The 21,972-nt window shown below is 68.5% G+C and carries 21 protein-coding genes and 2 tRNA genes; 10 read left to right on the top strand and 13 right to left on the bottom strand.

Annotated elements, in window-relative coordinates; translation table 11 throughout:
- Positions 1–33 precede the first annotated feature (33 nt).
- From OKJ99_RS35330 to OKJ99_RS35320, 3 genes are all read right to left on the bottom strand, one after another.
- Positions 34–852, bottom strand: coding sequence for a hypothetical protein (locus tag OKJ99_RS35330; RefSeq protein ID WP_326022372.1), 819 nt, complete (start codon positions 850–852; stop codon positions 34–36).
- A gap of 208 nt (positions 853–1,060) precedes the next feature.
- A complete protein-coding gene (locus tag OKJ99_RS35325) occupies positions 1,061–2,521 on the bottom strand; it encodes a DUF2252 domain-containing protein (protein WP_326022352.1) in 1,461 nt (486 codons plus the stop codon).
- A gap of 164 nt (positions 2,522–2,685) precedes the next feature.
- Entirely contained in the window at positions 2,686–3,075 is a 390-nt protein-coding gene (locus OKJ99_RS35320; protein WP_326022371.1) for a winged helix-turn-helix transcriptional regulator, read from the bottom strand.
- Positions 3,076–3,224: 149 nt separating this feature from the next.
- Here OKJ99_RS35320 and OKJ99_RS35315 point away from each other — a divergent pair, with 149 nt between their 5' ends.
- A complete protein-coding gene (locus OKJ99_RS35315) occupies positions 3,225–3,878 on the top strand; it encodes an FMN-dependent NADH-azoreductase (RefSeq protein WP_326022351.1) in 654 nt (217 codons plus the stop codon).
- A gap of 190 nt (positions 3,879–4,068) precedes the next feature.
- Here OKJ99_RS35315 and OKJ99_RS35310 read toward each other — a convergent pair.
- A tRNA-Leu gene (locus OKJ99_RS35310) sits at positions 4,069–4,151 on the bottom strand.
- Between the two features lie 333 nt (positions 4,152–4,484).
- On the opposite strand from OKJ99_RS35310, the gene OKJ99_RS35305 reads away from it, so the two are divergent.
- The 7 genes from OKJ99_RS35305 to OKJ99_RS35275 all read left to right on the top strand — a co-directional run bounded on the left by OKJ99_RS35305 (position 4,485) and on the right by OKJ99_RS35275 (position 13,913).
- The gene (locus OKJ99_RS35305) at positions 4,485–5,339 is read left to right on the top strand and encodes a DUF3662 and FHA domain-containing protein (protein WP_326022349.1); all 855 of its coding nucleotides are present in this window, start codon (positions 4,485–4,487) and stop codon (positions 5,337–5,339) included.
- Positions 5,340–5,349: 10 nt separating this feature from the next.
- A complete protein-coding gene (locus OKJ99_RS35300; protein WP_326022348.1) occupies positions 5,350–5,871 on the top strand; it encodes an FHA domain-containing protein FhaB/FipA in 522 nt (173 codons plus the stop codon).
- Positions 5,872–6,020: 149 nt separating this feature from the next.
- The gene (locus OKJ99_RS35295; RefSeq protein WP_326022347.1) at positions 6,021–7,535 is read left to right on the top strand and encodes a Stp1/IreP family PP2C-type Ser/Thr phosphatase; all 1,515 of its coding nucleotides are present in this window, start codon (positions 6,021–6,023) and stop codon (positions 7,533–7,535) included.
- A 25-nt stretch (positions 7,536–7,560) separates the two neighbouring features.
- The gene (locus OKJ99_RS35290; RefSeq protein ID WP_326022346.1) at positions 7,561–8,988 is read left to right on the top strand and encodes an FtsW/RodA/SpoVE family cell cycle protein; all 1,428 of its coding nucleotides are present in this window, start codon (positions 7,561–7,563) and stop codon (positions 8,986–8,988) included.
- Positions 8,985–10,451: a peptidoglycan D,D-transpeptidase FtsI family protein gene (locus tag OKJ99_RS35285; protein WP_326022345.1), complete on the top strand. Its 1,467-nt coding sequence runs from the start codon at positions 8,985–8,987 to the stop codon at positions 10,449–10,451. The genes OKJ99_RS35290 and OKJ99_RS35285 overlap by 4 nt, the downstream gene beginning before the upstream one ends.
- Before the next feature lie 199 nt (positions 10,452–10,650).
- Positions 10,651–12,651: a Stk1 family PASTA domain-containing Ser/Thr kinase gene (gene pknB, locus OKJ99_RS35280; protein WP_326022344.1), complete on the top strand. Its 2,001-nt coding sequence runs from the start codon at positions 10,651–10,653 to the stop codon at positions 12,649–12,651.
- A gap of 74 nt (positions 12,652–12,725) precedes the next feature.
- On the top strand, positions 12,726–13,913 hold the full coding sequence (locus OKJ99_RS35275; RefSeq protein WP_326022343.1) for a restriction endonuclease: 1,188 nt from the start codon (positions 12,726–12,728) through the stop codon (positions 13,911–13,913).
- 96 nt (positions 13,914–14,009) lie between these two features.
- Here OKJ99_RS35275 and OKJ99_RS35270 read toward each other — a convergent pair whose 3' ends face one another.
- The 6 genes from OKJ99_RS35270 to OKJ99_RS35245 all read right to left on the bottom strand — a co-directional run bounded on the left by OKJ99_RS35270 (position 14,010) and on the right by OKJ99_RS35245 (position 18,417).
- A complete protein-coding gene (locus tag OKJ99_RS35270; RefSeq protein ID WP_326022342.1) occupies positions 14,010–14,753 on the bottom strand; it encodes a class E sortase in 744 nt (247 codons plus the stop codon).
- Positions 14,754–14,814: 61 nt separating this feature from the next.
- Positions 14,815–16,071, bottom strand: coding sequence for a class E sortase (locus tag OKJ99_RS35265; protein WP_407700825.1), 1,257 nt, complete (start codon positions 16,069–16,071; stop codon positions 14,815–14,817).
- 5 nt (positions 16,072–16,076) lie between these two features.
- Entirely contained in the window at positions 16,077–16,724 is a 648-nt protein-coding gene (locus OKJ99_RS35260) for an aminodeoxychorismate/anthranilate synthase component II (RefSeq protein ID WP_326022340.1), read from the bottom strand.
- Positions 16,721–16,882, bottom strand: coding sequence for a hypothetical protein (locus OKJ99_RS35255; RefSeq protein WP_326022339.1), 162 nt, complete (start codon positions 16,880–16,882; stop codon positions 16,721–16,723). The genes OKJ99_RS35260 and OKJ99_RS35255 overlap by 4 nt, the downstream gene beginning before the upstream one ends.
- A 41-nt stretch (positions 16,883–16,923) precedes the next feature.
- Positions 16,924–17,619, bottom strand: a complete 696-nt coding sequence (locus OKJ99_RS35250; RefSeq protein WP_326022338.1) for a class E sortase — start codon at positions 17,617–17,619, stop codon at positions 16,924–16,926.
- A gap of 30 nt (positions 17,620–17,649) precedes the next feature.
- Positions 17,650–18,417 carry a DUF881 domain-containing protein gene (locus OKJ99_RS35245; RefSeq protein WP_326022337.1) on the bottom strand — a complete coding sequence of 256 codons (768 nt, stop codon included), beginning with the start codon at positions 18,415–18,417 and terminating at the stop codon, positions 17,650–17,652.
- Positions 18,418–18,570: 153 nt separating this feature from the next.
- Here OKJ99_RS35245 and crgA point away from each other — a divergent pair, with 153 nt between their 5' ends.
- Positions 18,571–18,828: a cell division protein CrgA gene (gene crgA / locus OKJ99_RS35240; RefSeq protein ID WP_326022336.1), complete on the top strand. Its 258-nt coding sequence runs from the start codon at positions 18,571–18,573 to the stop codon at positions 18,826–18,828.
- Between the two features lie 275 nt (positions 18,829–19,103).
- Here crgA and OKJ99_RS35235 read toward each other — a convergent pair whose 3' ends face one another.
- Positions 19,104–20,003 carry a rhomboid family intramembrane serine protease gene (locus OKJ99_RS35235; RefSeq protein ID WP_326022334.1) on the bottom strand — a complete coding sequence of 300 codons (900 nt, stop codon included), beginning with the start codon at positions 20,001–20,003 and terminating at the stop codon, positions 19,104–19,106.
- 180 nt (positions 20,004–20,183) lie between these two features.
- Complete coding sequence (locus OKJ99_RS35230) at positions 20,184–20,711, bottom strand: peptidylprolyl isomerase (protein WP_326022332.1); 528 nt, start codon at positions 20,709–20,711, stop codon at positions 20,184–20,186.
- A 281-nt stretch (positions 20,712–20,992) separates the two neighbouring features.
- Between OKJ99_RS35230 and OKJ99_RS35225 the strand changes: the two genes are divergently transcribed.
- A complete protein-coding gene (locus OKJ99_RS35225; protein ID WP_326022370.1) occupies positions 20,993–21,691 on the top strand; it encodes a DUF5324 family protein in 699 nt (232 codons plus the stop codon).
- A gap of 61 nt (positions 21,692–21,752) precedes the next feature.
- Here the strand turns inward: OKJ99_RS35225 and OKJ99_RS35220 are convergent.
- Positions 21,753–21,825: transfer RNA gene (locus OKJ99_RS35220), tRNA-Ala, on the bottom strand.
- Between the last annotated feature and the right edge of the window lie 147 nt (positions 21,826–21,972).

Below are 21,972 nucleotides of genomic sequence, written 5' to 3'. Positions count from 1 at the left end.
CTACCCTCTCGGGCCACGAAGGTCAGGACGCGGTCAGGACGCGGTCAGCCGCACCAGCTCGGCCTCCCGCTCGGCGACCTGTGCAAGCAGCTTCTCGCCGATCTCGTCGAGCAAGGTGTCCGGGTCATCGGGAGCCATCCGCAGCATCGAGCCGATCGCGCTCTCCTCCAGCTCCTGCGCCACCGCCGTGAGCAGTTCCTTGCGCTGTGCCAGCCACTCGAGGCGGGCGTACAGCTCCTCGCTCTCGGTCGGCTGCTGCTCGGCCGGCTTGGGACCCGCGGCCCACTCCTCGGCCAGCTCACGCAGCAACGCCGCGTCACCCCGGCCGTACGCCGCGTTCACCCGGGAGATGAACTCGTCGCGCCGCTCCCGCTCCCGGTCGTCCTGCGCCAGATCCGGGTGCGCCTTGCGGGCCAGCTCGCGGTAGAGCTTGCGCGCCTCCTCGCTGGGCCGCACCCGCTGCGGCGGCCGCACCGGCTGATCGGTCAGCATCGCGGCGGCCTCCGGGAACAGTCCGTCCCCGTCCATCCACCCGTGGAACAGCTCCTCGACGCCCGGCATCGGCATCACCCGCGCCCGCGCCTCGTCGGCCCTGCGGTGGTCCTCCGGATCACCGGTGCGGGCCGCCGTCGCCTCCGCGATCAGCGCCTCCAGCTCGTCGAGCCGCGTGTACATCGGCCCGAGCTTCTGGTGGTGCAGACGCGAGAAGTTCTCCACCTCGACCCGGAAGGTCTCCACGGCGATCTCGAACTCGATCAACGCCTGCTCGGCGGCGCGCACGGCCCGCTCGAGGCGCGCCTCAGGACGCTCCGCGCTCCGCTCTTGGGCCCGCTCGTTGAGGCGTTCCTTCAGGCGGTCCTTGAGGCGCTCCCGAGGTTGCTCCTCCGGTCGCCCTGCCGCATCGTCGGTCTCCGGGGTCGTCACACGACCAGCGTAGGGCACGGTGTTGACCGGGCCGGCACGGCGGAGCGACCCCTTCCTCAACGAAGCAGCCCCGGCTTCCTCGTCGAAGCAGCCCCGCCTTCCTCGACGAAGCAGCCCCGGCGCGGCCGCCCGCTCCTCAGACGCCCGCGTCGGCCGCCACCCGCCCCTCGCGCACGGCCCGCACCAGTTCCCCGTGGTCGGCCTCGGTCCGGTCCGCGTAAGTGACGGCGAACGCGGCCACCGCCTCGTCCAGCTCCTCGTTCTTTCCGCAGTACCCGGCGACGAGCCGTGGGTCGGCGCTGTGCGCGTGGGCGCGGGCGAGCAGGGCGCCGGTCATCCGGGCGTAGTCGTCGATCTGGTCGGCGGCGAGGGCGGCCGGGTCGACGCTGCCCTTGCGGTTCCTGAACTGCCGCACCTGGAAAGGCCGTTCATCGACCGTTGTCCATCCGAGCAGGATGTCGCTGACGACCTGCATCCGCTTCTGCCCGAGCACCACCCGCCGGCCCTCGTGCCCCACGGGCTCCGCCGCGAACCCGGCCGCCGGCAGGTGCGGAAGCAGTACCGAGGCCCGCGCCTCCTTCACCTGCAGCACGAGCGGTTCGCCCCGGTGGTCGAGGAGCAGCACCACGTAGGAGCGGGTGCCGACGCTGCCGGTGCCGACGACGCGGAAGGCCACGTCATGGATCGCGTACCGCCCGAGCAGCGGCAGCCGGTCCGCGGACAGCGTGTCCAGATAGGGGCCCAGCGCACTCGCGACGGCCGCGGCCTCCCCGTCGGGCACCGAGCGCAGCACCGGCGGCGCGTCCACGAACCGCCGCCCGCCGCCTTCCACGGCGACCGTGGACTTGGCCGCGTACCGCCCGCTGGTGTTCCTGCTGGCCTTCTCGGAGACCCGCTCCAGGGTGCCGAGCAGGTCACGGGCGTTGGCGTGGGAGACGAGTTCCTCGTCGGCGATCGCGTTCCACGCCTCCAGGGCAGGGAGTTTCGCGAGGAGCCGCATCGTGCGCCGGTAGGCGCCGACGGCGTCGTGCGCCGCTTCCTTGCAGGTGTCCTCGTCGGCCCCCGCCTCCCTGCCCGCGAGCACGAGTGACGTGGCGAGCCGCTTCAGGTCCCATTCCCAGGGGCCGTGCACCGTCTCGTCGAAGTCGTTGAGGTCGATGACGAGACCGCCACGCGCGTCCGCGTACAGACCGAAGTTGGCCGCGTGCGCGTCACCGCATATCTGGGCGCCGATGCCGGTCACCGGGGTGCGCGCGAGGTCGTACGCCATCAGGCCCGCGGAACCCCGCAGGAACGCGAAGGGGGTGGCGGCCATGCGTCCGACGCGTATCGGCGTGAGCTCGGGGATCCTGCCGCGGTTGGACTCCTCGACGGCGGCAGGACCGTCGGGCCGGTCCGGGTCCGCCGCGAAGTCCCGGTGCGCGCTCCGCGGTACCTTCTCGCGCAGCGACTTGCCCGCCGTCTTGGGCGTGCCGCCCGCGCCTTCCGCGCCGGCCACCGCGAATCCCGGCACCCGCGGCAGTCGCCGCGCCCCGGCCTCCGCGGACTCCGGCTTCCCGCCCTGCCGCGGCACCGCCACGTGATCCGATCCGCCCATGACCGACCGCCTCCCCCGTCCCGTACGGACGTCGCGCACGAGGTCGTCCCCGCACGTCGCGTGTAATCGGTCACGACCGTACCGCCAGGCCGGAAAACCCGTCAGGGCCTGTGGAAAACCCTCAGCACGTGCACAACTCACTCACTCCACAAGCCGGTTACCGCCTACTTCCGGAACTCCTCCGGGCACGTCCCGCCTTCGGCCCCCAGATACGTCCCGGCCCAGTCCCCCAGCTCCCGCAGCGCGGGCTCCAGCGCGGCGCCCGCCGCCGAGAGCCGGTACGAGACGCGCAGTGGCGGCCCCTCGTCGACGTGCCGCACGACGAGGCCGGCCGCGCCGAGTTCGGTCAGCCGGTCGGAGAGCATGCGCTCGCTGATGCCCGGAATGGCCCTGCGCAGATCCGCGAAGTGCCTGGGGCCGCTCATCAGGACGGACACGATCAGCCCCGTCCAGCGCTTGCCCAGTAGTCCGAAGACGCGCGTCATCCCGATGTCGACCGTCGAACACCTCTGCGGTTCGTGGGTCACGGCGCCTCCCGCACACGCCTCACTCATCTCTTCCCCGTTGCCCACCATGCCTCCAGGGTACTGCGTTCCCGTATGTGGATGAAAAAAAGTAAGCTCCTGTGCTATTAGTAGTTACATACTCAATTACGGCGCCCCCAATCCTCGCAGGGGGCCCTCAACCCTCACGGGAGAGAACCATGGCCACCCTGCTCCACATCGACTCCTCCGTCTTCGACGGCCAGGCCTCCGCGTCCCGCGCCGTCACTGACGCCTTCCGCAAGGCCTGGGAGGAGCAGCACCCGGAGGGCACCGTCGTCTACCGCGACCTGGCCGCGACCCCGGTGCCGCACATCACCGCCGACGCCCACCTGGCCGGCTTCGTCCCCGCCGACGCGCACACGCCGGAGCAGGCCGCCGCCTTCGCCGAGCGCGTCAAGCTCATCGAGGAGCTGGAGCAGGCGGACGCCATCCTGATCGGCGCCCCGATGTACAACTTCTCGATCCCCTCCACGCTGAAGGCATGGCTGGACAACGTGATCCTCATGGGCCGCACCTCGGGCCCCGAGACCCAGTCCGCCAAGGGCACCCCGGTCACCGTCGTCGCCAGCCGCGGCGGCTCCTACGCGCCGGGCACCCCGCGCGAGGGCTTCGAGTACGTACAGAACTTCCTGGGTGCGGCCCTGCGCGACGGCCTCGGCCTCGACCTGGACTTCATCGTCCCGGAGCTGACCATGGCCCCGCAGAACCCGGCGATGGCCGAGCTCGTCCCGCTCTACGAGGCCTCCCGCGCCAAGGCCCTCACGGACGCCGAGGAGAAGGGCAAGGCACTCGCCTCCCGCTTCGCCGCCTGAGCACGCCTCCCGCAAGCACGCCTCCCGCAAGCACGCCTGCCGCACGCGCGAGCACGCGCGCGTAGTGACGTGACATAACCCACAGGGCCCCACGACCGACCGGTCGTGGGGCCCTGTGGGTCAGCGCACCCGCCAACTGCGGGCAACGCAAAAGACCCGCAGATCCGAAGATCTGCGGGTCTTTTCGCTGTGCGCGAGGGGGGATTTGAACCCCCACGTCCCGAAGGACACTGGCACCTGAAGCCAGCGCGTCTGCCGTTCCGCCACTCGCGCAATCGAGTGTGTCTTCCGGCCCCCTGCCCTTGTGGGCCCGGCGCCTTCCGACGAACAAAACATTAGCACGCTGCGAAGGGCGGATTCACATCCGTTCTGGCGGGCTCCCAGCGGCCTCCCGGGGCCTGGATCGCCCACGGCCCACAGCCGCGTACGGGACACTGTGTGGAGGCCACCTCTACGATCCCCAGACAAGGGGCCCGGTTGAGGGGCTGTGAGCGTCGACACTCATCGAGCAGGCGGACAGGGGGAACCAGCCGATTTCCCGACGCGTGGATACGATCAGTAAGCAGTACCAAGTAGGCAGGACGGCAAAGAAGGAGGAGGTGCCCCATGGGAGTCCTGAAGAAGTTTGAACAGCGCCTCGAGGGGCTGGTCAACGGCACCTTCGCCAAGGTCTTCAAGTCCGAGGTGCAGCCCGTCGAGATCGCCGGAGCGCTGCAGCGCGAGTGCGACAACAACGCGACGATCTGGAACCGCGACCGGACCGTCGTCCCCAATGACTTCATCGTGGAGCTCAGCGCGCCCGACTACGAGCGGCTGAGCCCCTACTCGGGCCAGCTCGGTGACGAGCTGTCCGGCATGGTGCGCGACTACGCGAAGCAGCAGCGCTACAGCTTCATGGGCCCCATCAAGGTGCACCTGGAGAAGGCGGACGACCTGGACACGGGTCTGTACCGGGTACGCAGCCGCACCCTCGCGTCCTCCACCAGCCAGGACAGGCCCCCGCAGCGCCCCGCCCCGGCCGCCCGGCCGAACCAGGCGCCCGGCGGCTACGGTTACCCGCAGCCCACCGCGGCCCCGCCGATGCCTTCGGCCCCACCGCCGGGCCGTCCGGCACACGCACCGCAAGCGGCACCCGCGGCACAGGAGCAGCAGCCCGACCCGGGCCCGCTGCCCGGCGCCCGCGTGCGCCACTGGATCGAGATCAATGGCACACGCCACCAGATCTCTCGCGCCACCCTCGTGCTCGGCCGGTCCACCGAGGCCGACGTGCGGATCGACGACCCCGGCGTATCGCGCCGGCACTGCGAGATCCGGACCGGAACGCCCTCGACGATCCAGGATCTTGGATCCACCAACGGCATCGTGGTGGACGGGCAGCACACCACCCGCGCTACGCTCCGCGACGGCTCGCGGATCGTCGTGGGCCAAACCACCATCGTTTATCGGCAAGCCGAAGGGTGAAGCGGGGGCAATGTCAGAGCTGACCCTGACGGTCATGCGGCTGGGTTTCCTGGCCGTTCTGTGGCTGTTCGTGATCGTGGCCGTCCAGGTCATCCGAAGCGACCTGTTCGGTACGCGCGTCACCGCACGCGGCTCACGCCGTGAAAGCGGGCGCTCGCAGCAGGCCGCACGACAGGCCGCCGCGCCTCCACAGCAGCGGCAACAGCAGCAAGGGGGCGGTGGCCGCCAGCGGCGCGGCGCCCCCACCAAGCTGGTCGTCTCCGAAGGAACGCTCACCGGTACGACGGTGGCGCTCCAGGGGCAGACGATCACGCTCGGCCGTGCGCACGACAGCACGATCGTGCTCGACGACGACTACGCGTCGAGCCGGCATGCCAGGATCTACCCGGACCGGGACGGTCAGTGGATCGTCGAGGATCTCGGGTCCACCAACGGCACATATCTCGACCGGACCCGCCTCACGACGCCCCAGCCGATTCCGCTGGGTGCGCCGATCCGCATCGGCAAGACCGTCATCGAGCTGCGGAAGTAGTGCTACGTCATGAATGAGCGCGATCGGGCCGACGCGGACGTCCGGGCCCTTGCTGCCCCGGACACCGGCGCGCTCCCGACCGGAGGGTGGGCAGTGTGGTTCGACACGACCGGCTGTACCCGGAGTCTGAGCCAGCTGGGCAGGTGCGCATGAGTCTGTCACTGCGCTTCGCCGCCGGATCACACAAAGGCATGATCCGCGAGGGCAACGAGGACTCCGGCTACGCCGGCCCCCGGCTGCTCGCGATCGCCGACGGAATGGGCGGCCAGGCCGCCGGTGAGGTCGCCTCGTCCGAGGTGATCTCCACCATCGTCGCGCTCGACGACGACGTGCCCGGCTCGGACATCCTGACCTCGCTCGGCACCGCCGTGCAGCGGGCCAACGACCAGCTCCGGATGATGGTCGAGGAGGACCCCCAGCTCGAGGGCATGGGGACCACCCTGACCGCGCTGCTGTGGACGGGCCAGCGGCTCGGCCTCGTACACGTCGGCGACTCGCGCGCGTACCTGCTGCGCGACGGCGTGCTGACGCAGATCACCCAGGACCACACGTGGGTGCAGCGCCTCGTCGACGAGGGCCGCATCACGGAAGAGGAAGCCACCACGCACCCGCAGCGCTCGCTGCTCATGCGCGCGCTGGGCAGCGGCGACCACGTCGAGCCCGACCTCTCCATCCGTGAGGTCCGGGCCGGCGACCGGTACCTGATCTGCTCCGACGGCCTGTCCGGCGTCGTCTCCCACCAGACGATGGAGGAGACCCTCGCCAGCTACCAGGGCCCGCAGGAGACGGTCCAGGACCTGATCCAGCTGGCGCTGCGCGGCGGCGGACCCGACAACATCACCGTGATCGTCGCGGACGTCCTCGACATCGACAGCGGGGACACCCTCGCCGGTCATCTCTCGGACGCACCCGTGATCGTCGGCGCGGTCGCCGAGAACCAGCAGGCGCTGCACGAAGGCAGCGCGATGGAGACCCCCGCGGGCCGCGCCGCCGGACTCGGCCGCCAGGCCCCCGGTGGATCCCCCGGCGGGGGCGGCGAGTTCGGCCCGCCCGACAGCGGCGCCATGGACGGCTTCTCCTACTCGGACGAGGACTTCGTGAAGCCGCGGCCCCGCCGGAGGTGGCTCAAGAGATCCCTCTACACGGTGCTCGCGCTGGCCGTCATCGGCGGCGGGCTCTACGGCGGCTACCGCTGGACGCAGACGCAGTACTACGTCGGCACCAACGAGGCGCACGTGGCGCTGTACCGCGGCATCAGTCAGGACCTCGCCTGGGTGAGCCTGTCCGACGTCGAGAAGGACCACCCGGAGATCGAGCTCAAGTACCTGCCGCCCTACCAGCGCAAGCAGGTCGACGCGACGATCGCCGAAGGTGACCTGGCCGCCGCCCAGGACAAGATCCAGGAACTGTCCGCGCAGGCCACCGCATGCGAGAAGCAGGCCGCAAGGGACAAGGCCGAGAACGAGAAGAACGCGAAGACCGGCGAGGGCGAAGCCGGCGGAACCTCCACCGGAGGCACGGCGTCCAAGGCGTCGTACCGCACCGCCACACCCACGCCGAACCCGTCGTCGTCCGGCAAGTCCAAGACCTCTCCCACGCCCACCCCCGGCCCCACTCTTTCCGAGGAAGAGCAGCAGCTGGCCAAGGCGTGCGCACAGCAGTAGAAGCCGTTGGGGGCCTCAGCACGCCATGAGTAGTAACTCCACGACCCATACGTCGACCATTGGAGCGATCGGAGCACCCAGCCGGCGCAACACCGAGCTGGCACTGCTGGTGTTCGCCGTGATCATCCCGGTGTTCGCGTACGCCAATGTCGGCCTCGCCCTCGACGGCGAGGTCCCCACCGGCCTGCTCGGCTACGGCCTCGGCCTCGGCCTGCTCGCGGGCGTCGCCCACATCGTCGTACGGAAGTTCGCGGCGTACGCGGACCCCCTGATGCTGCCGCTGGCCACGCTGCTCAACGGGCTCGGGCTCGTCGTCATCTGGCGGCTCGACCAGTCGAAGCTGCTGCAGTCGATCGACCAGGCGGGCAGCGCCGCGCCGAAGCAGCTGATGTACACGGCCATGGGCATCGCGCTCTTCATCGTGGTCCTGATCTTCCTCAAGGACCACCGCGCCCTGCAGCGCTACACCTACATCTCCATGCTCGGCGCCGTCGTCCTGCTGCTGCTCCCGCTGGTTCCGGGCCTCGGCCAGAACATCTTCGGCGCGCGGATCTGGATCAACATCGGCGGTTTCTCCATCCAGCCCGGTGAGTTCGCGAAGATCGTTCTCGCGATCTTCTTCGCCGGCTACCTGATGGTGAAGCGGGACGCCCTGGCGCTCGCCTCGCGCCGCTTCATGGGCATTTACCTGCCGCGCGGCCGCGACCTCGGACCGATCCTCGTCGTCTGGGGGATCTCGATCCTCATCCTGGTCTTCGAGACCGACCTCGGTACGTCGCTGCTGTTCTTCGGAATGTTCGTCATCATGCTGTACGTCGCCACCGAGCGGACCAGCTGGATCGTCTTCGGTCTGCTGATGTCCGCGGTCGGCGCCGTCGGTGTGGCCACGTTCGAGCCGCACATCCAGCAGCGCGTCGACGCCTGGCTCGACCCGATGAAGGAGTACATGCTCAGCCGGCAGGGCGTGCCCGGCCACTCCGAGCAGGCGATGCAGGCGCTGTGGGCCTTCGGTTCGGGCGGCACCCTCGGCACCGGCTGGGGCCAGGGTCACTCCGAGCTGATCCGCTTCGCCGCGAACTCCGACTTCATCCTCGCCACCTTCGGCGAGGAGCTGGGCCTGGCAGGGCTGATGGCGCTGCTGCTGATCTACGCACTCATCGTGGAGCGCGGCGTACGCACCGCGCTGGCGGCCCGCGACCCCTTCGGCAAGCTGCTCGCCGTCGGCCTGTCCGGCGCCTTCGCGCTGCAGGTCTTCGTCGTCGCGGGCGGTGTCATGGGGCTCATCCCGCTGACCGGTATGACGATGCCCTTCCTCGCGTACGGCGGTTCCTCCGTCATCGCCAACTGGGCGCTCATCGGCATCCTGATCCGGATCAGTGACACCGCGCGGCGGCCCGCCCCCAGCCCCACGCCAAGTCCCGACGCCGAGATGACCCAGGTGGTCCGACCGTGAACAAGCCCCTGCGCCGCATCGCGATCTTCTGCGGACTCCTGGTCCTGGGCCTCCTGATCCGCGACAACTGGCTCCAGTACGTGAAGGCCGACTCGCTCGCCTCCGACAAGGAGAACCGTCGCGTCGCCATCGAGCGGTACTCGACGCCGCGCGGCGACATCATCGTCGACGGCAAGTCGATCACCGGCTCCAAGGCGACCACCGGCACCGACCTGAAGTACAAGCGCACCTGGAAGGACGGGCCCATGTGGTCGCCCGTCACCGGATACGCCTCGCAGGTCGTCGGCGCCAGCCAGATCGAGAACCTCGAGGACGGCATCCTCAGCGGCAACGACGACCGCCTCTTCTTCCGCAACACCCTCGACATGGTCACGGGCAAGGAGAAGGAGGGCGGCAACGTCGTCACCACCCTCAACGCCGACGCCCAGAAGGCCGCCTACGACGGTCTGAAGACCCGGGGCAAGGGTGCGGTCGCCGCCATCGAGCCGTCCACCGGCAAGATCCTCGCGCTCGCGTCCACGCCGTCGTACGACCCGTCGTCCTTCGCCGGGAACGCGGTCGACGACGGCAAGACGTTCCAGCGGCTCGACAAGGACAAGGACAAGCCGCTCGTCAACCGCGCGCTGCGCGAGACGTACCCGCCCGGTTCGACGTTCAAGCTGGTGACGGCCGCGGCCGCGCTGGAGAGCGGCAAGTACGACACGGACAAGGCGACGGACACCCCGCTGCCGTGGATCATGCCGGGCACCACGCAGCCGCTGCCGAACGAGGGCGACATCCCTTGTAAGAACGCGACGCTGCGGAACGCCCTGAAGGTCTCCTGCAACACGGTCTTCGGCAAGATCGGCTCGGACCTCGGCGTCGACACGATGCGTGAGGAAGCGGACAAGTTCGGCTTCAACAAGGAGCAGTTCATCCCGGTCCGCTCGAACAAGTCGAACTTCGACAAGGACATGAACAAGTCGGAGACCGCCCTCTCCTCGATCGGCCAGTTCAACACCGCCACGACGCCGCTCCAGATGGCCATGGTCGCCTCGGCGATCGCTAACGACGGCAAGCTCATGGAGCCGTACATGGTGGACGAGCTGAAGGCCCCGAACCTCGACACCATCGAGAAGACGGACCCCAAGGAGATGAGCCGGCCGCTCTCCGCGGAGAACGCGACGAAGCTCCAGTCGATGATGGAGACGGTCGTCAACGACCCGGGCGGCACCGGCTCCAAGGCCAAGATCCCCAACGTCACCGTCGGCGGCAAGACCGGTACCGCCCAGCACGGTGTCGACAACAGCGAGAAGCCGTACGCCTGGTTCGTCTCCTACGCCAAGACCAGCTCCGGTTCGCCGGTCGCCGTGGCCGTGGTGGTCGAGGACGGCAGCGCCAATCGTGACGACATCTCCGGTGGTGGTCTCGCCGCCCCCATCGCGCGAGACGTGATGAAGGCGGTCGTGGACAGCAAGAAGTGACCCGATGGAACCCGGCTTCACCACCCCTTGTGAGCCCGGTCACTCGTCGTTCACATAGATGCACGTGGCGATACCGGTCCTGTCACGGGTCACGGTGGTGGCCAGGTCACGCTGACCAAGCCGGGTACGGTATGCCCGGACAGCACACCGGCAGAGCCCGCACGGGACGGTCGGGACCGACGGAGAGGGCTGGTAGGTAATGGAAGAGCCGCGTCGCCTCGGCGGCCGGTACGAGCTGGGCCAGGTGCTCGGCCGTGGTGGCATGGCGGAGGTCTACCTCGCCCATGACACCCGGCTCGGCCGCACCGTGGCGGTGAAGACGCTGCGGGTGGACCTCGCGCGCGACCCGTCGTTCCAGGCCCGGTTCCGCCGGGAGGCCCAGTCGGCCGCCTCGCTCAACCATCCCGCGATCGTGGCGGTGTACGACACGGGCGAGGACTACGTCGACCAGATCTCCATCCCGTACATCGTGATGGAGTACGTCGACGGATCCACGCTCAGAGAGCTGCTGCACTCAGGCCGCAAGCTGCTGCCCGAGCGCGCCATGGAGATGACCGTCGGCATCCTCCAGGCCCTCGAGTACTCGCACCGCGCGGGCATCGTGCACCGCGACATCAAGCCGGCCAACGTCATGCTGACCCGCACCGGTCAGGTGAAGGTCATGGACTTCGGCATCGCCCGCGCGATGGGCGACGCCGGCATGACGATGACGCAGACCGCGGCGGTCATCGGCACCGCGCAGTACCTGTCGCCCGAGCAGGCCAAGGGCGAGCAGGTCGACGCGCGCTCCGACCTGTACTCGACGGGCTGCCTGCTGTACGAGCTGCTGACCGTGCGGCCGCCGTTCGTCGGCGACTCCCCGGTCGCCGTCGCGTACCAGCACGTCCGCGAGGAGGCCCAGGCCCCGTCGGTCTTCGACTCCGAGATCACGCCCGAGATGGACGCCATCGTCCTCAAGGCGCTGACCAAGGACCCGGACTACCGCTACCAGTCGGCCGACGAGATGCGCGCCGACATCGAGGCCTGCCTCGACGGCCAGCCCGTCGCCGCGACCGCCGCCATGGGCGCGGTCGGCTACGGCGGGGGTCACCCCGACGACCAGCAGACCGCGATGCTGCGCCCGCAGAACGGCGCGGGCCAGACGTCGATGCTGCCGCCGACCAACCCGGACGACGGCGGCTTCGGCTACGACGACCGGGCCGACCGGCGCAGACAGGGCAAGAACCGCACGTCGACGATCTTCCTGGTCCTCGCGGGCATCCTGGTGCTCGTCGGCGCCGTCCTGATCGGCAAGTGGATCTTCGGTGGTGACGGCGTCGGCAACGAGTCGTTCAAGGCCCCGAACTTCGTCGGCAAGACGGTCGACGAGGCCGAGAAGATGGCCGAGAACCGCGACCTCAAGCTGGACTCCAGCAAGTCGGGCCCCTGCGAGGACTACCCCAAGGGCCAGATCTGCTCGCAGGACCCGGAGTCCGGCACCACGGTCGAGAAGAACGACACGGTCACGGTGTCGGTCTCGACGGGTGCGCCCAAGGTCTCCATCCCGGACGTCACGGGCCTCTCCTACGACGAAGCCCGTTCCGAGCTGAACGACAAGGGCTTCGACAACATCACCAGGACGACCGAGGAGTCCGAGCGGACGCCCGGCACGGTCACCAAGCAGGACCCCGCGAGCGGCAAGGTCGAAAAGGGCACCGAGATCACCCTGACCGTCGCCAAGAAGAAGGCGCTCGTCACCGTCCCGAACGTGGCCGGCGGCAACCTCTCCTGCGACGAGGCCACCCAGCAGCTCAAGGACAGCAAGCTGGAGGCCAGCTGCACCGAGGAGGAGAGCACCGCGGCCGAGCCCGGCAAGGTCTTCGCCCAGAGCCTCCCCGCGGACAGCCAGGCGGAGCCCGGCTCCACCGTCACGCTGAAGGTCGCCAAGGCGGGCGCGCAGACCCCGGTCCCGAACGTGGTCGGCCAGAAGGTGAAGGACGCCAAGAAGATCCTGGACGACGCCGGCTTCAAGAACGTCCAGTTCGCCGACGGCGCCGACCAGGGCGACGAGGCCCGGGTCATCACTCAGGACCCGGCGGCCAACACCGCGTCCGACCCCGCCAACACCACGGTCACCCTGACCACGGTCGGCGGCGGCGGAAACGGCAACGGCGGGAACGACAACGGCGGCGGCATCTTCGGGGGCAACCTCGGCGGCTGACGCCCCGCCACCCGCTTACGGCCGGAGCCCCGGCCCCCTCCACGCGAGGGGGGCCGGGGCTCCGGCCGTTCGGCATGTGCGGCAACCCGGAGGAACAATCACACGCGGTTGCGAATATCGACCGTATCTTCATATGTCCCGATTCATCGATCGAGGTGCGGCGGAGTATCCGAACTCCCCGCGACGAAAGGACATTTGAAGTGATCAACGAGACGGCTCTGATCGAGTCGAAGGCCCTCCGTGACAGCGTGCTCGAACGCACGGACACTCTCGACAAGGTGAAGGCGTTGTCGCTGCTGCCAGACGGGATGCATGTGACGACGGCGGTGATCGCCGCCTACTTCGGTGTCACTACCGAAGTCATCCGGCAGCTCAAGCGTCGACACCACCAGGAGCTGACCACCAACGGAATGATCACGCTTCAGGGCTCTGAACTGGAAGAATTCAAGCGTGACACCCTGTCACGCTATCCAACGAGTTATCCACAGCCCCGTTCCAGCCTGACCCTCTACTCCCGCCGAGCCGTCCTCAACGTCGCCATGCTCCTGCGCGACAGCGACGTCGCCCGCCAAGTCCGCGCCTACCTCCTCGACATGGAATACCTGGCACGCACCCAACCAGCCGACGCTCAGGACACGGCAGGCAACGACGCGCTCGACGCCCGTATCGACCAACGCATCGATCAACGCATCGCCGACACCCTCGGCAAGACCGTCGTCCCCATGTTCAACGCCCTGATCGCAACCTCCGGCGAACACCGCCGGGAACTGATCGACCTCCGCGCCGGGATCCAGCACGTCGAGCACCGGATCCGCCGCCACCAGGCCCGCCTCCAGAGGCTGGAGGCGGGCCTGGCGAGCAGCACCCCCACCGTCACCATGGCGGCCATGGACGCAATGAACGGCTCGGAGTTCGAGGACCACGTCGCCGCCCTGCTCCGCCGCGACGGCTGCACCGATGTCGTCGTCCGAGGCGGCCGTGGAGACCACGGCGTCGACATCACCGCCGTCACTCCTGATGGCCGCCGTGTCCCCGTCCAGTGCAAGAGGTTCGCCCCCTACCTCTCGGTCACCAGCGCAGACATGCAGAAGTTCATCGGCGGCTCCAAGGTCCTTCGCATCTCCGACGTCTCGCTCTTCGTGGCCACATGCCGCTTCACCACAGAGGCAGTCGACATCGCCGCGGAGACCGGCGTCACGGTCGTACCCCGAGGCCTGCTGGAGGAATGGAGCACAGGAGCTCCACTCACCATCCTGAAGTGATCTCGCCGGACGTCGGCACCGCAGAAGACAGAGGGCCCGAAGCCGCAAGAGCAAGTTGCGGCTTCGGGCCCAGCTCTTATCGGGAGTGACGTCCTGTCACTCCCGCAGTTCCTTCGGCGGCGTCCGGTCCGCGTCCACCTTGTCGACCCGCTCCAGCTCGCCCCACACCACGTACCGGTACGTGGACGTGTAGACCGGCGTGCAGGTCGTCAGCGTGATGTACTTCCCGGGCTTCTTCTTCCCCGACTCCTTGGGCACCGCGCCGAGGACGTCCACGTTGTACTTCGAGGTCTCCGGGAGGATGTCGTAGACCTTGTAGACGTACCAGTCGTCCTTCGTCTCGAAGACGATCGGGTCGCCCTTCTCGATCTTGTCGATGTTGTGGAACTTGGCACCGTGCCCGTCCCGGTGCGCGGCCAGCGAGAAGTTGCCGTTCTTCCCGTTCGTCGGCAGCGCCGCCTTCACGGGGTCCGTGTAGTAGCCGGCCACACCGTCGTTGAGGATCTTGGTGTCGGTGCCCTTCTCGACCAGCACGTCGCCCTGGCTCATCGCGGGCACGTGCAGGAAGCCGATGCCGTTCTTGGTGTCCAGGGCGCCGGGGCCGTTGTTGCCCTTCCACTGGTCGCGAATCTTGTCGCCCTGCTTGCCCGCCGCACGATCGGCGACGACGTTGGTCCACCACAGTGAATAGGCGACGAAGAGACCGAGGATCACGCCTGCGGTGATGAGCAGTTCGCCGAAGACGCTGACGGCGGTCGCGATCCGACCGCGCCGGGGCGAGGGCGGACGCGAGGGGCCCTCTGGTGCGGCTTCTTCCCCATGGTCGGTCGTCGCTGCCACTGCGTCATGCCCCGTCTCTGTGCGCCGTACTGCCCGATGCCTGGTGCCCGGTGTGCCCCGGTTATTCGACGAGCGCGTCCGGCTTGCCCTTGCTCCGCGGACGCTCCTCGACCATCTTGCCCCAGACGATCATTCGATACGTACTGGTGAATTCCGGAGTGCACGTCGTCAGAGTGATGTAGCGCCCCGGCTTGGTGAATCCGGAGCCCGCCGGGATCGGGTTGAGCACGGCCGTGTTCGACGGCATCGTCTGCGGGAGGATGCTCGCCATTTTGTACACGTAGTACTTGTCCTGCGTCTCGACCACGATCGGGTCGCCCGGTTCGAGACGGTTGATGAAGCGGAACGGCTCTCCGTGGGTGTTGCGGTGCCCGGCGACAGCGAAGTTCCCCTTCTTCGCGTCCGGCATCGCGGTCGGAATGCTGTCCTTGTCGTAGTGCCCGACCATGCCCTTGTCGAGGACCTGCGGCTTGCTGATGCCCTCGGCGATCGGCACGACGACGTCCAGCTTCGGGATGTAGAGGATCGCGAAGCCCTGCCCCGGCTCGAACGCGCCGGGCTTGCGCTTGCCGTTGGCCCAGTCGTCCTCGAGGCTGTGCCGGGCGCTGCCGGCGATGTCGTGGGCCCTTATGTTCGACCACCACAGCTGGTAGGTGACGAACAGCAGCATCAACACCCCGATGCTGATGAAGACTTCGCCGACCGCCCGGCTCGCGATCACCCCGGCACCCGGCTTGGCCGCGCGCGCCGCGGCGCGCGCCTCGACTCGGGTCAGCGGTTTGCCGTCCGCTCCCGTCTCCGACTCCTGCTCGGTGGCGGTCGCCCCCGAATGCCGTCCGCCGCCCCGCTTGGCGGCCTTCCTGCGCGCGGCCCGGCCCCCGGTGGGCGGCGGGGTCTCGACTATTCGCCGGGTGTCCGCGGTGCGCAGGGCGACGGTCTCGTCGTCCCGTACCGGCTCGGGCCCGGGTTCTTCCTGTACGGGGGTGTAGGCGGGCTCAGGGGCCTGCTCCGGGGTGTGGCGCGCGGCCGCGGGGGCAGCGGGCGCCGGTTGCGGGTCCTGCTGCCGTGCGCTCCCGTACCAGTCCTGTGCGTACCCCTGCGGGTCGTACCACTCGGGCTCCGGCTCGATGCGGCGCTTCGGCTCCTCGGCCCGCGGCTGCTCCTGCTGTGGCTCCGGCTGTGGCTCCTGCTCCTGCGCTCCCGGCGGCCGGAACCACGGCGACGGGTGCTGCCCCGGCAACGGGTCGTTCAGCGGGTCGTCGAGGCGACGCACGGCGTCCTCGAACCCGCCGGCCTCACCGTCCTGCTCGGGGCGCAACGCGGTCACGCCGAGGCCCTGCCCACGACCGGCGCGAGCCCGGCAGATCTGGACACGGCGCCCTTGTCCCCACACTCGACGAGCCAGTTCGCGAGCATCAGGTGCCCGTGCTCGGTGAGCACCGACTCGGGGTGGAACTGCACGCCCTCGACGGGCAGTTCACGGTGGCGCAGGCCCATGATGATGCCGTCCTCAGTGCGCGCCGTGACCTCCAGCTCCTCCGGTACGGTGCCGGGCTCCGCGGCCAACGAGTGGTAGCGGGTGGCCGTGAACGGGTCGGGGAGGCCCGCGAAGACGCCCTTGCCCTCGTGGCCGACGAGCGAGGTCTTGCCGTGCAGCAGCTCGGGGGCGCGGTCCACGACGCCGCCGTACGCCACCTGCATCGACTGCATGCCGAGGCAGACACCGAAGACGGGCACACCGGTCGCCGCGCAGTGCCGCACCATCTCGATGCAGACACCGGCCTGTTCGGGGGCGCCAGGACCCGGGCTGAGCAGCACGCCGTCGAAGCCGTCCTGCGCGTGCGAGGTCGTCACCTCGTCGTTGCGCACCACCTCGCACTCGGCACCCAGCTGGTACAGGTACTGGACGAGGTTGAAGACGAAGCTGTCGTAGTTGTCGACGACGAGAATGCGGGTCTTTCGGGTGCTCACTGGCCGTTCACCGTCACATCGTTGAAGGGCAGCAGCGGCTCGGCCCAGGGGAAGATGTACTGGAAGAGGACGTACACGACCGCCAGGGCCAGCAGGACCGAGATCCCTGCCCTCACCCAGGTGTTCCCCGGCAGATGCCGCCAGATCCAGCCGTACATGCCGGGCTCCCCTTCCACCGTTCTGCGATTACGGCACCAGACTAACGGCGCAGCGCTTTCGGTTTGCCTGCCTCCACAGGCTGAGTGGCATCGAGATGTGCCCAGACGATCAGCCGGTGACTGTGGCCCCACTCCGGCTCACAGGTCGTCAGCGTCAGATAGCGGCCCGGCTCCTGGTAGCCGGACTTGGGCGGCACCGGATCGATCACCCCGACATCGCTGGGCAGCGTCTTGTACGGCTTGGTGTCGATGACGTACGTGAACCAGGTGGTCCCGTCGGTGACCACCACCGGGTCCCCGGGCCTGAGCTTCGGGAAGTCCTTGAACGGGTCGCCGTACGTGCGCCGGTGTCCGGCGACCGCGAAGTTCCCCTTCTCCCCGAGCTGGGCCGTGCCGGCGTAGTGCCCGAGCCCCTTCTTGAGGGTGTCGACCTTCGTGTCCTGCAGCACGGGCTTGTTCCACGTGAAACCGAGCCGGGGGATGTACATCACACCGAAGGGCTTGCCGTCCTTGTACGGGCCCTGCTCCGGCGGCGCCGTACTGGTCCCGCCATCGGGCGCCGCACTGGCCACCGGCCGCTTCGCCCACTGGTCCTGGAGGTCGTCGATCTGGCTGCCCATCGCGCTGTCCGCCTTCACACCGGTCCAGAACAGCACGTACGCGACGAACAGCACGATCAAGGCGCCGACGGTGATGCAGAGTTCGCTGAATGTCCTGATGGCGACACGTACCGACACAGGCCCCCCAGTACGGCGGCTACTCCATGGCTAGTTCACGGGCTTCGCGTAGTGGAGATCCACTGTGCCCGAGTAACCGGGAAGAGTCATCGCCCCGTCGTCCTCGACTTTCCAGCCCAGCCCGTACGCGTTGACGTACAGCATGTAGTTCTGGATCTCCGGCGAGGCCGCGACCGCCTGCTTCAGCTTCTCCGGATCCCCGACCGCGGTGATCTTGTATGGGGGCGAGTAGACCCGGCCCTGGAGGATCAGGGTGTTGCCGACACAGCGGACGGCGGACGTGGAGATGAGGCGCTGGTCCATGACCTTGATGCCCTTGGCGCCGCCGTGCCACAGGGCGTTCACCACGGCCTGCAGGTCCTGCTGGTGGATCACCAGGTCGTTGGGCTGGGGGTCGGGGTAGCCGGGGAGCTTGGGGGCGGCGTTCGGCGGGGCGTCGTCGAGTGTGACGGAGATCGCCTCGCCCTTCAGCTTCTTCGTCCCGGACGCCTTCTCCAGGCCGGACAGCTCCTCGTCGTCGGCCTTGGTCGAGCCGTTGTCGCGCTCGGCGAGGCGCTCGACGTCGCCGCGGACCCCGCTGTTGACCGCTTCCAGGTCCTTGTTCTTGCGGCTGCGCTCCTGGATGAGGTCGGAGAGCTTCAGCAGGGACCCGTCCGTCCGGATATTGGTGCCCTTGGCCGTATTGAAACTGGTGAAAAAGATGAGGCCGGCGAGCGCGAAAACGCCGACAGTGAGCAACCGCACGGGCCGCAGGCGCCCACGTGCGGAACTCTTGGCAGAGTCGGCGGAATTGCTCAACGTACCCTTATCTCCTTCGACGCCACGGAAGCACTACGCTAACGGACGCCCGGAGGAGCACGGGGAATCCCCACAACTTCCCCTTGTACGCTGCTCCGAAGCCAGCCCACGTACTCTGCGCGGCCACGCAGCGCATCGACAGGAGAGACCCTCGTGCCGAAGTCACGTATCCGCAAGAAGGCCGACTACACGCCGCCGTCGGCGTCGAAGCAGGCAGCCAATATCAAGCTGACCAACCGCGGCTGGGTGGCACCAGTAATGCTGGCGCTGTTCCTCATCGGACTCGTCTGGATCGTCGTCTTCTACGTTGCCGACGGCACGCTGCCGATCAAGGCGCTCGGTAACTGGAACATCGTCGTGGGCTTCGGCTTCATCGCCGGAGGCTTCGGCGTCTCCACCCAGTGGAAGTAGCCGTGGAAGTAGCTCTGCCCTGAGCTATCCACTGAGTTATCCACAGACTTTCGATGATTTTCCACAGCCGTGGAAAAGGTCGCATGATCTGTGGATAACCCTCCGAGTGTTGACGCCGGTGTGACTGGATCGACGTCGCTCGACCACCTGTTCGCCCCTTGTCCCTCCTGGTCAAACCCGGGTTGATGACAAGGGGCACAGCTGTTCCCCACGGGATGCACAAGATCCGCCACTCGCTGTGGACAACCTCGGTCATCATCCGTGGATAACCGGGCTCAGGTGAGCTGCGCGGTCCTGACCACGACGGTGACCAGCACGGCGACCAGAACCAGCGCACAGGCCCCGTACTGCACCAGCGCGCGACGCTCTCGCGGGGCGTGCACCATGGCGTAGCCGACGATCAGGCCGCCGGCGAGGCCGCCGATGTGCGCCTGCCAGGCGATGTTGAAGGCCGGGTTGAACGTGAAGATCAGGTTGATCACGAGCAGCGCGATGACCGGCCGCAGATCGTAGTTGAGCCGCCGCATCAGGATCGCCGTCGCACCGAACAGACCGAAGATCGCCCCGGAGGCGCCGAGCGAGGGCTGGTTCTGCGCGGCGAGCAGATAGGTCAGGGCGCTGCCCGCCAGGCCCGAGACCAGATACAGCGCGATGTAGCGGGCGCGGCCAAGGGCCGCTTCCAGCGGGCCGCCGATCCACCACAGGCTGAGCATGTTGAAGGCGATGTGGACATAGGAGCCGTGCAGGAACATCGCGGTGAGCAGCCGGTACCACTGCCCCTCCGCCACGCCTTCGAGGCCGCCGAGGTCGGGCACCCAGGCGAGGCCGAGCATCTCGAACCGCTCGGTGAACCGATCGCCGACCGTCATCTGCACCACGAACATGGCCACGCAGAGCCCGAGCAGCACCTTGGTGACCAGGCGCGGATCGGAGGTGACCGTGCCGCCCGCCATGGTCCTCGGCTGGTTCGCGCTCGGTGCGTGCCCGGTCCCCGAGCCGCTGCGCACACACTCAGGGCAGTGGAATCCGACGGACGCGCTGACCATGCACTCGGGGCAGATGGGCCGCTCGCAGCGGGTGCAGCTGATGCCGGTCGGGCGGTCCGGGTGCCGGTAGCAGCCGGGCAGGCCCTGGGCATCCTTCGGTTCCTGCGGGCTGCCGGGCGCCTGGTCCATGGCGGTCGTCCCCTTGGGTCTCGGGTCTCGGGTCTCGGGTCGAGTGGTCGGTTGGTCAGTGGTCAGTGGTCAGTGGTCGGGTGTGGTGACGTCGTCTCCGCGCGGCTGCGCAACGCACCGCCCCGCCCCCGTGCCTACGAACAGGCGACGGACGGCGGGGCGCATTGGTTCCCTGGGGGACTACCGGGTCTCTACGGAGACGGTCTCGATGACCACGTCGTTGACCGGCCGGTCGGTGCGCGGGTTGGTCTGCGTCACGGCGATCGCGTCGACGATCTTCTGGCTGGCCTCGTCGACGATCTCACCGAAGATCGTGTGCTTGCGGGTCAGCCAGGCGGTGGGCGAGACGGTGATGAAGAACTGCGAACCGTTCGTACCGGGTCCCGCGTTGGCCATCGCCAGCAGGTACGGCTTGACGAAGGCCAGGTCGGGGTGGAACTCGTCCTCGAACTGGTAGCCCGGGCCGCCCGTGCCGTTGCCCAGCGGGTCGCCGCCCTGGATCATGAAGCCGCCGATGACGCGGTGGAAGATCGTGCCGTCGTAGAGAGGCGCCATGGACTTCTCCCCGGTCTCCGGGTTGGTCCATTCACGCTCGCCCTTGGCGAGCTCCACGAAGTTCTTGACCGTCTTGGGGGTGTGGTTCGGCAGCAGCCGGACCTCGATGTCTCCCTGGTTGGTCCTGAGAGTGGCGTACAGCTGCTCGGCCACGATCTGCCTTCCGTTGACATTTGTGCCCCCCGATCCTCGCACGGCGTACCCCCGGTGGCCCCGGACGGACTTGTCAGGGTTGTGCGGGGGTTTCAGCCGCCGAAAACCGGTCTACTCGTAGTCGAAGAGGCGCGCCCTGCCGCGATCCGTGGCATTGTCGTCGCCAAGTCCCTTTATCAAGCCGTACCAAGCCTTACCACCGCATTGACGCTCCTGGCAGGCATGATCCGTAAAAGGGTGGAAAGGTGAAAAACCTGTACGCCACCGAGGAGGAGGATCCCGTGACCCGCATCGACAGCGTGCGCGCCGCGACCGGCTCGGCGAAGGACAGCGTGCTGCATGCCGCGGAAGTGGTGGCGCCCTACGCCGAGTCGGCCAGGGACCGGGCCACGACGTACGCGCAAGAGGCGCGCGTCTCGCTCGGGCCCAAGGTTTCGCAGGCCGCGCACCAGGCGCGTACCCAGTACGACACGCACCTCGCTCCGCGCCTCGAGCAGGCACGGACGCATGTCCCGCCGAAGCTGGACCAGGCCGCGCACGACGCGGCGGCCCGCACCCGTGAGGCCGCCCGGCAGGCGGCGGCGTACTCGAAGCCGCGCATCGAGCAGGCGGTGGCCGCGTCCGAGCCGGTACGCAAGGAGGCCGCGGCCCGCGGCAGCGCCGCCTACTCCGGACTGCGCGGCGACGTCTCGCCGAAGGAGATCCGCAGGCTGGTGCGCAAGCACGAGCGGCGGGCCCGCTCCGGCCGTCTCGCCAAGCGTCTCGTCGTGCTCGGCATCATCGCGGGCGGCGCGTTCGCCGCGTGGAAGTGGTGGGACAAGCAGGCCAACCCGGACTGGCTGGTGGAACCGCCGGCCGCCACCGAGGTCCCCGACAGCACTCCGCTGACCTCCGTCGACAGCAGCGGTCGGGACATCCTCGACCCGGAGGTGCAGGCGAAGCAGGCCGCGGCGGACACCTCCGCGGAGGACGAGCGCTGACGCCCGATACGACGAAAGCCCCTCCGACCAGGGAGAACCTGGTCGGAGGGGCTTTTTTCTGTGGAGCCTAGGGGAGTCGAACCCCTGACATCTGCCATGCAAAGACAGCGCTCTACCAACTGAGCTAAGGCCCCGAAAACGATGCGTCCCACCGGAAGCTTCATGCTCCGGTTCGGCACCGCAGACCAGAGTACCGGGTCACCCCCTGAATCCTGCAAAAAGATTGGGGGTCCCGGCGGGCGACCACTCTCCGTAAGATGCCCCACGTGCTTCGCGGCAGC

The sequence above is a fragment of the Streptomyces endophyticus genome (assembly GCF_035798155.1).
In the GTDB taxonomy this organism is placed as follows: domain Bacteria; phylum Actinomycetota; class Actinomycetes; order Streptomycetales; family Streptomycetaceae; genus Streptomyces; species Streptomyces endophyticus.
The sequence above is the reverse complement of the archived record's forward strand: the minus strand, read 5'-3'. Positions and strand labels throughout refer to the sequence as shown.

What these genes read in the sequence shown, in the direction of transcription:
- OKJ99_RS35325 (WP_326022352.1), bottom strand. Translation starts at nt 2,521, where the DNA reads ATGGGCGGATCGGATCACGTGGCGGTGCCGCGGCAGGGCGGGAAGCCG.
- OKJ99_RS35320 (WP_326022371.1), bottom strand. Translation starts at nt 3,075, where the DNA reads ATGAGTGAGGCGTGTGCGGGAGGCGCCGTGACCCACGAACCGCAGAGG.
- OKJ99_RS35315 (WP_326022351.1), top strand. Translation starts at nt 3,225, where the DNA reads ATGGCCACCCTGCTCCACATCGACTCCTCCGTCTTCGACGGCCAGGCC.
- OKJ99_RS35305 (WP_326022349.1), top strand. Translation starts at nt 4,485, where the DNA reads ATGGGAGTCCTGAAGAAGTTTGAACAGCGCCTCGAGGGGCTGGTCAAC.
- OKJ99_RS35300 (WP_326022348.1), top strand. Translation starts at nt 5,350, where the DNA reads ATGTCAGAGCTGACCCTGACGGTCATGCGGCTGGGTTTCCTGGCCGTT.
- OKJ99_RS35295 (WP_326022347.1), top strand. Translation starts at nt 6,021, where the DNA reads ATGAGTCTGTCACTGCGCTTCGCCGCCGGATCACACAAAGGCATGATC.
- OKJ99_RS35290 (WP_326022346.1), top strand. Translation starts at nt 7,561, where the DNA reads ATGAGTAGTAACTCCACGACCCATACGTCGACCATTGGAGCGATCGGA.
- pknB (WP_326022344.1), top strand. Translation starts at nt 10,651, where the DNA reads ATGGAAGAGCCGCGTCGCCTCGGCGGCCGGTACGAGCTGGGCCAGGTG.
- OKJ99_RS35275 (WP_326022343.1), top strand. Translation starts at nt 12,726, where the DNA reads ATGTGCGGCAACCCGGAGGAACAATCACACGCGGTTGCGAATATCGAC.
- OKJ99_RS35255 (WP_326022339.1), bottom strand. Translation starts at nt 16,882, where the DNA reads ATGTACGGCTGGATCTGGCGGCATCTGCCGGGGAACACCTGGGTGAGG.
- OKJ99_RS35235 (WP_326022334.1), bottom strand. Translation starts at nt 20,003, where the DNA reads ATGGACCAGGCGCCCGGCAGCCCGCAGGAACCGAAGGATGCCCAGGGC.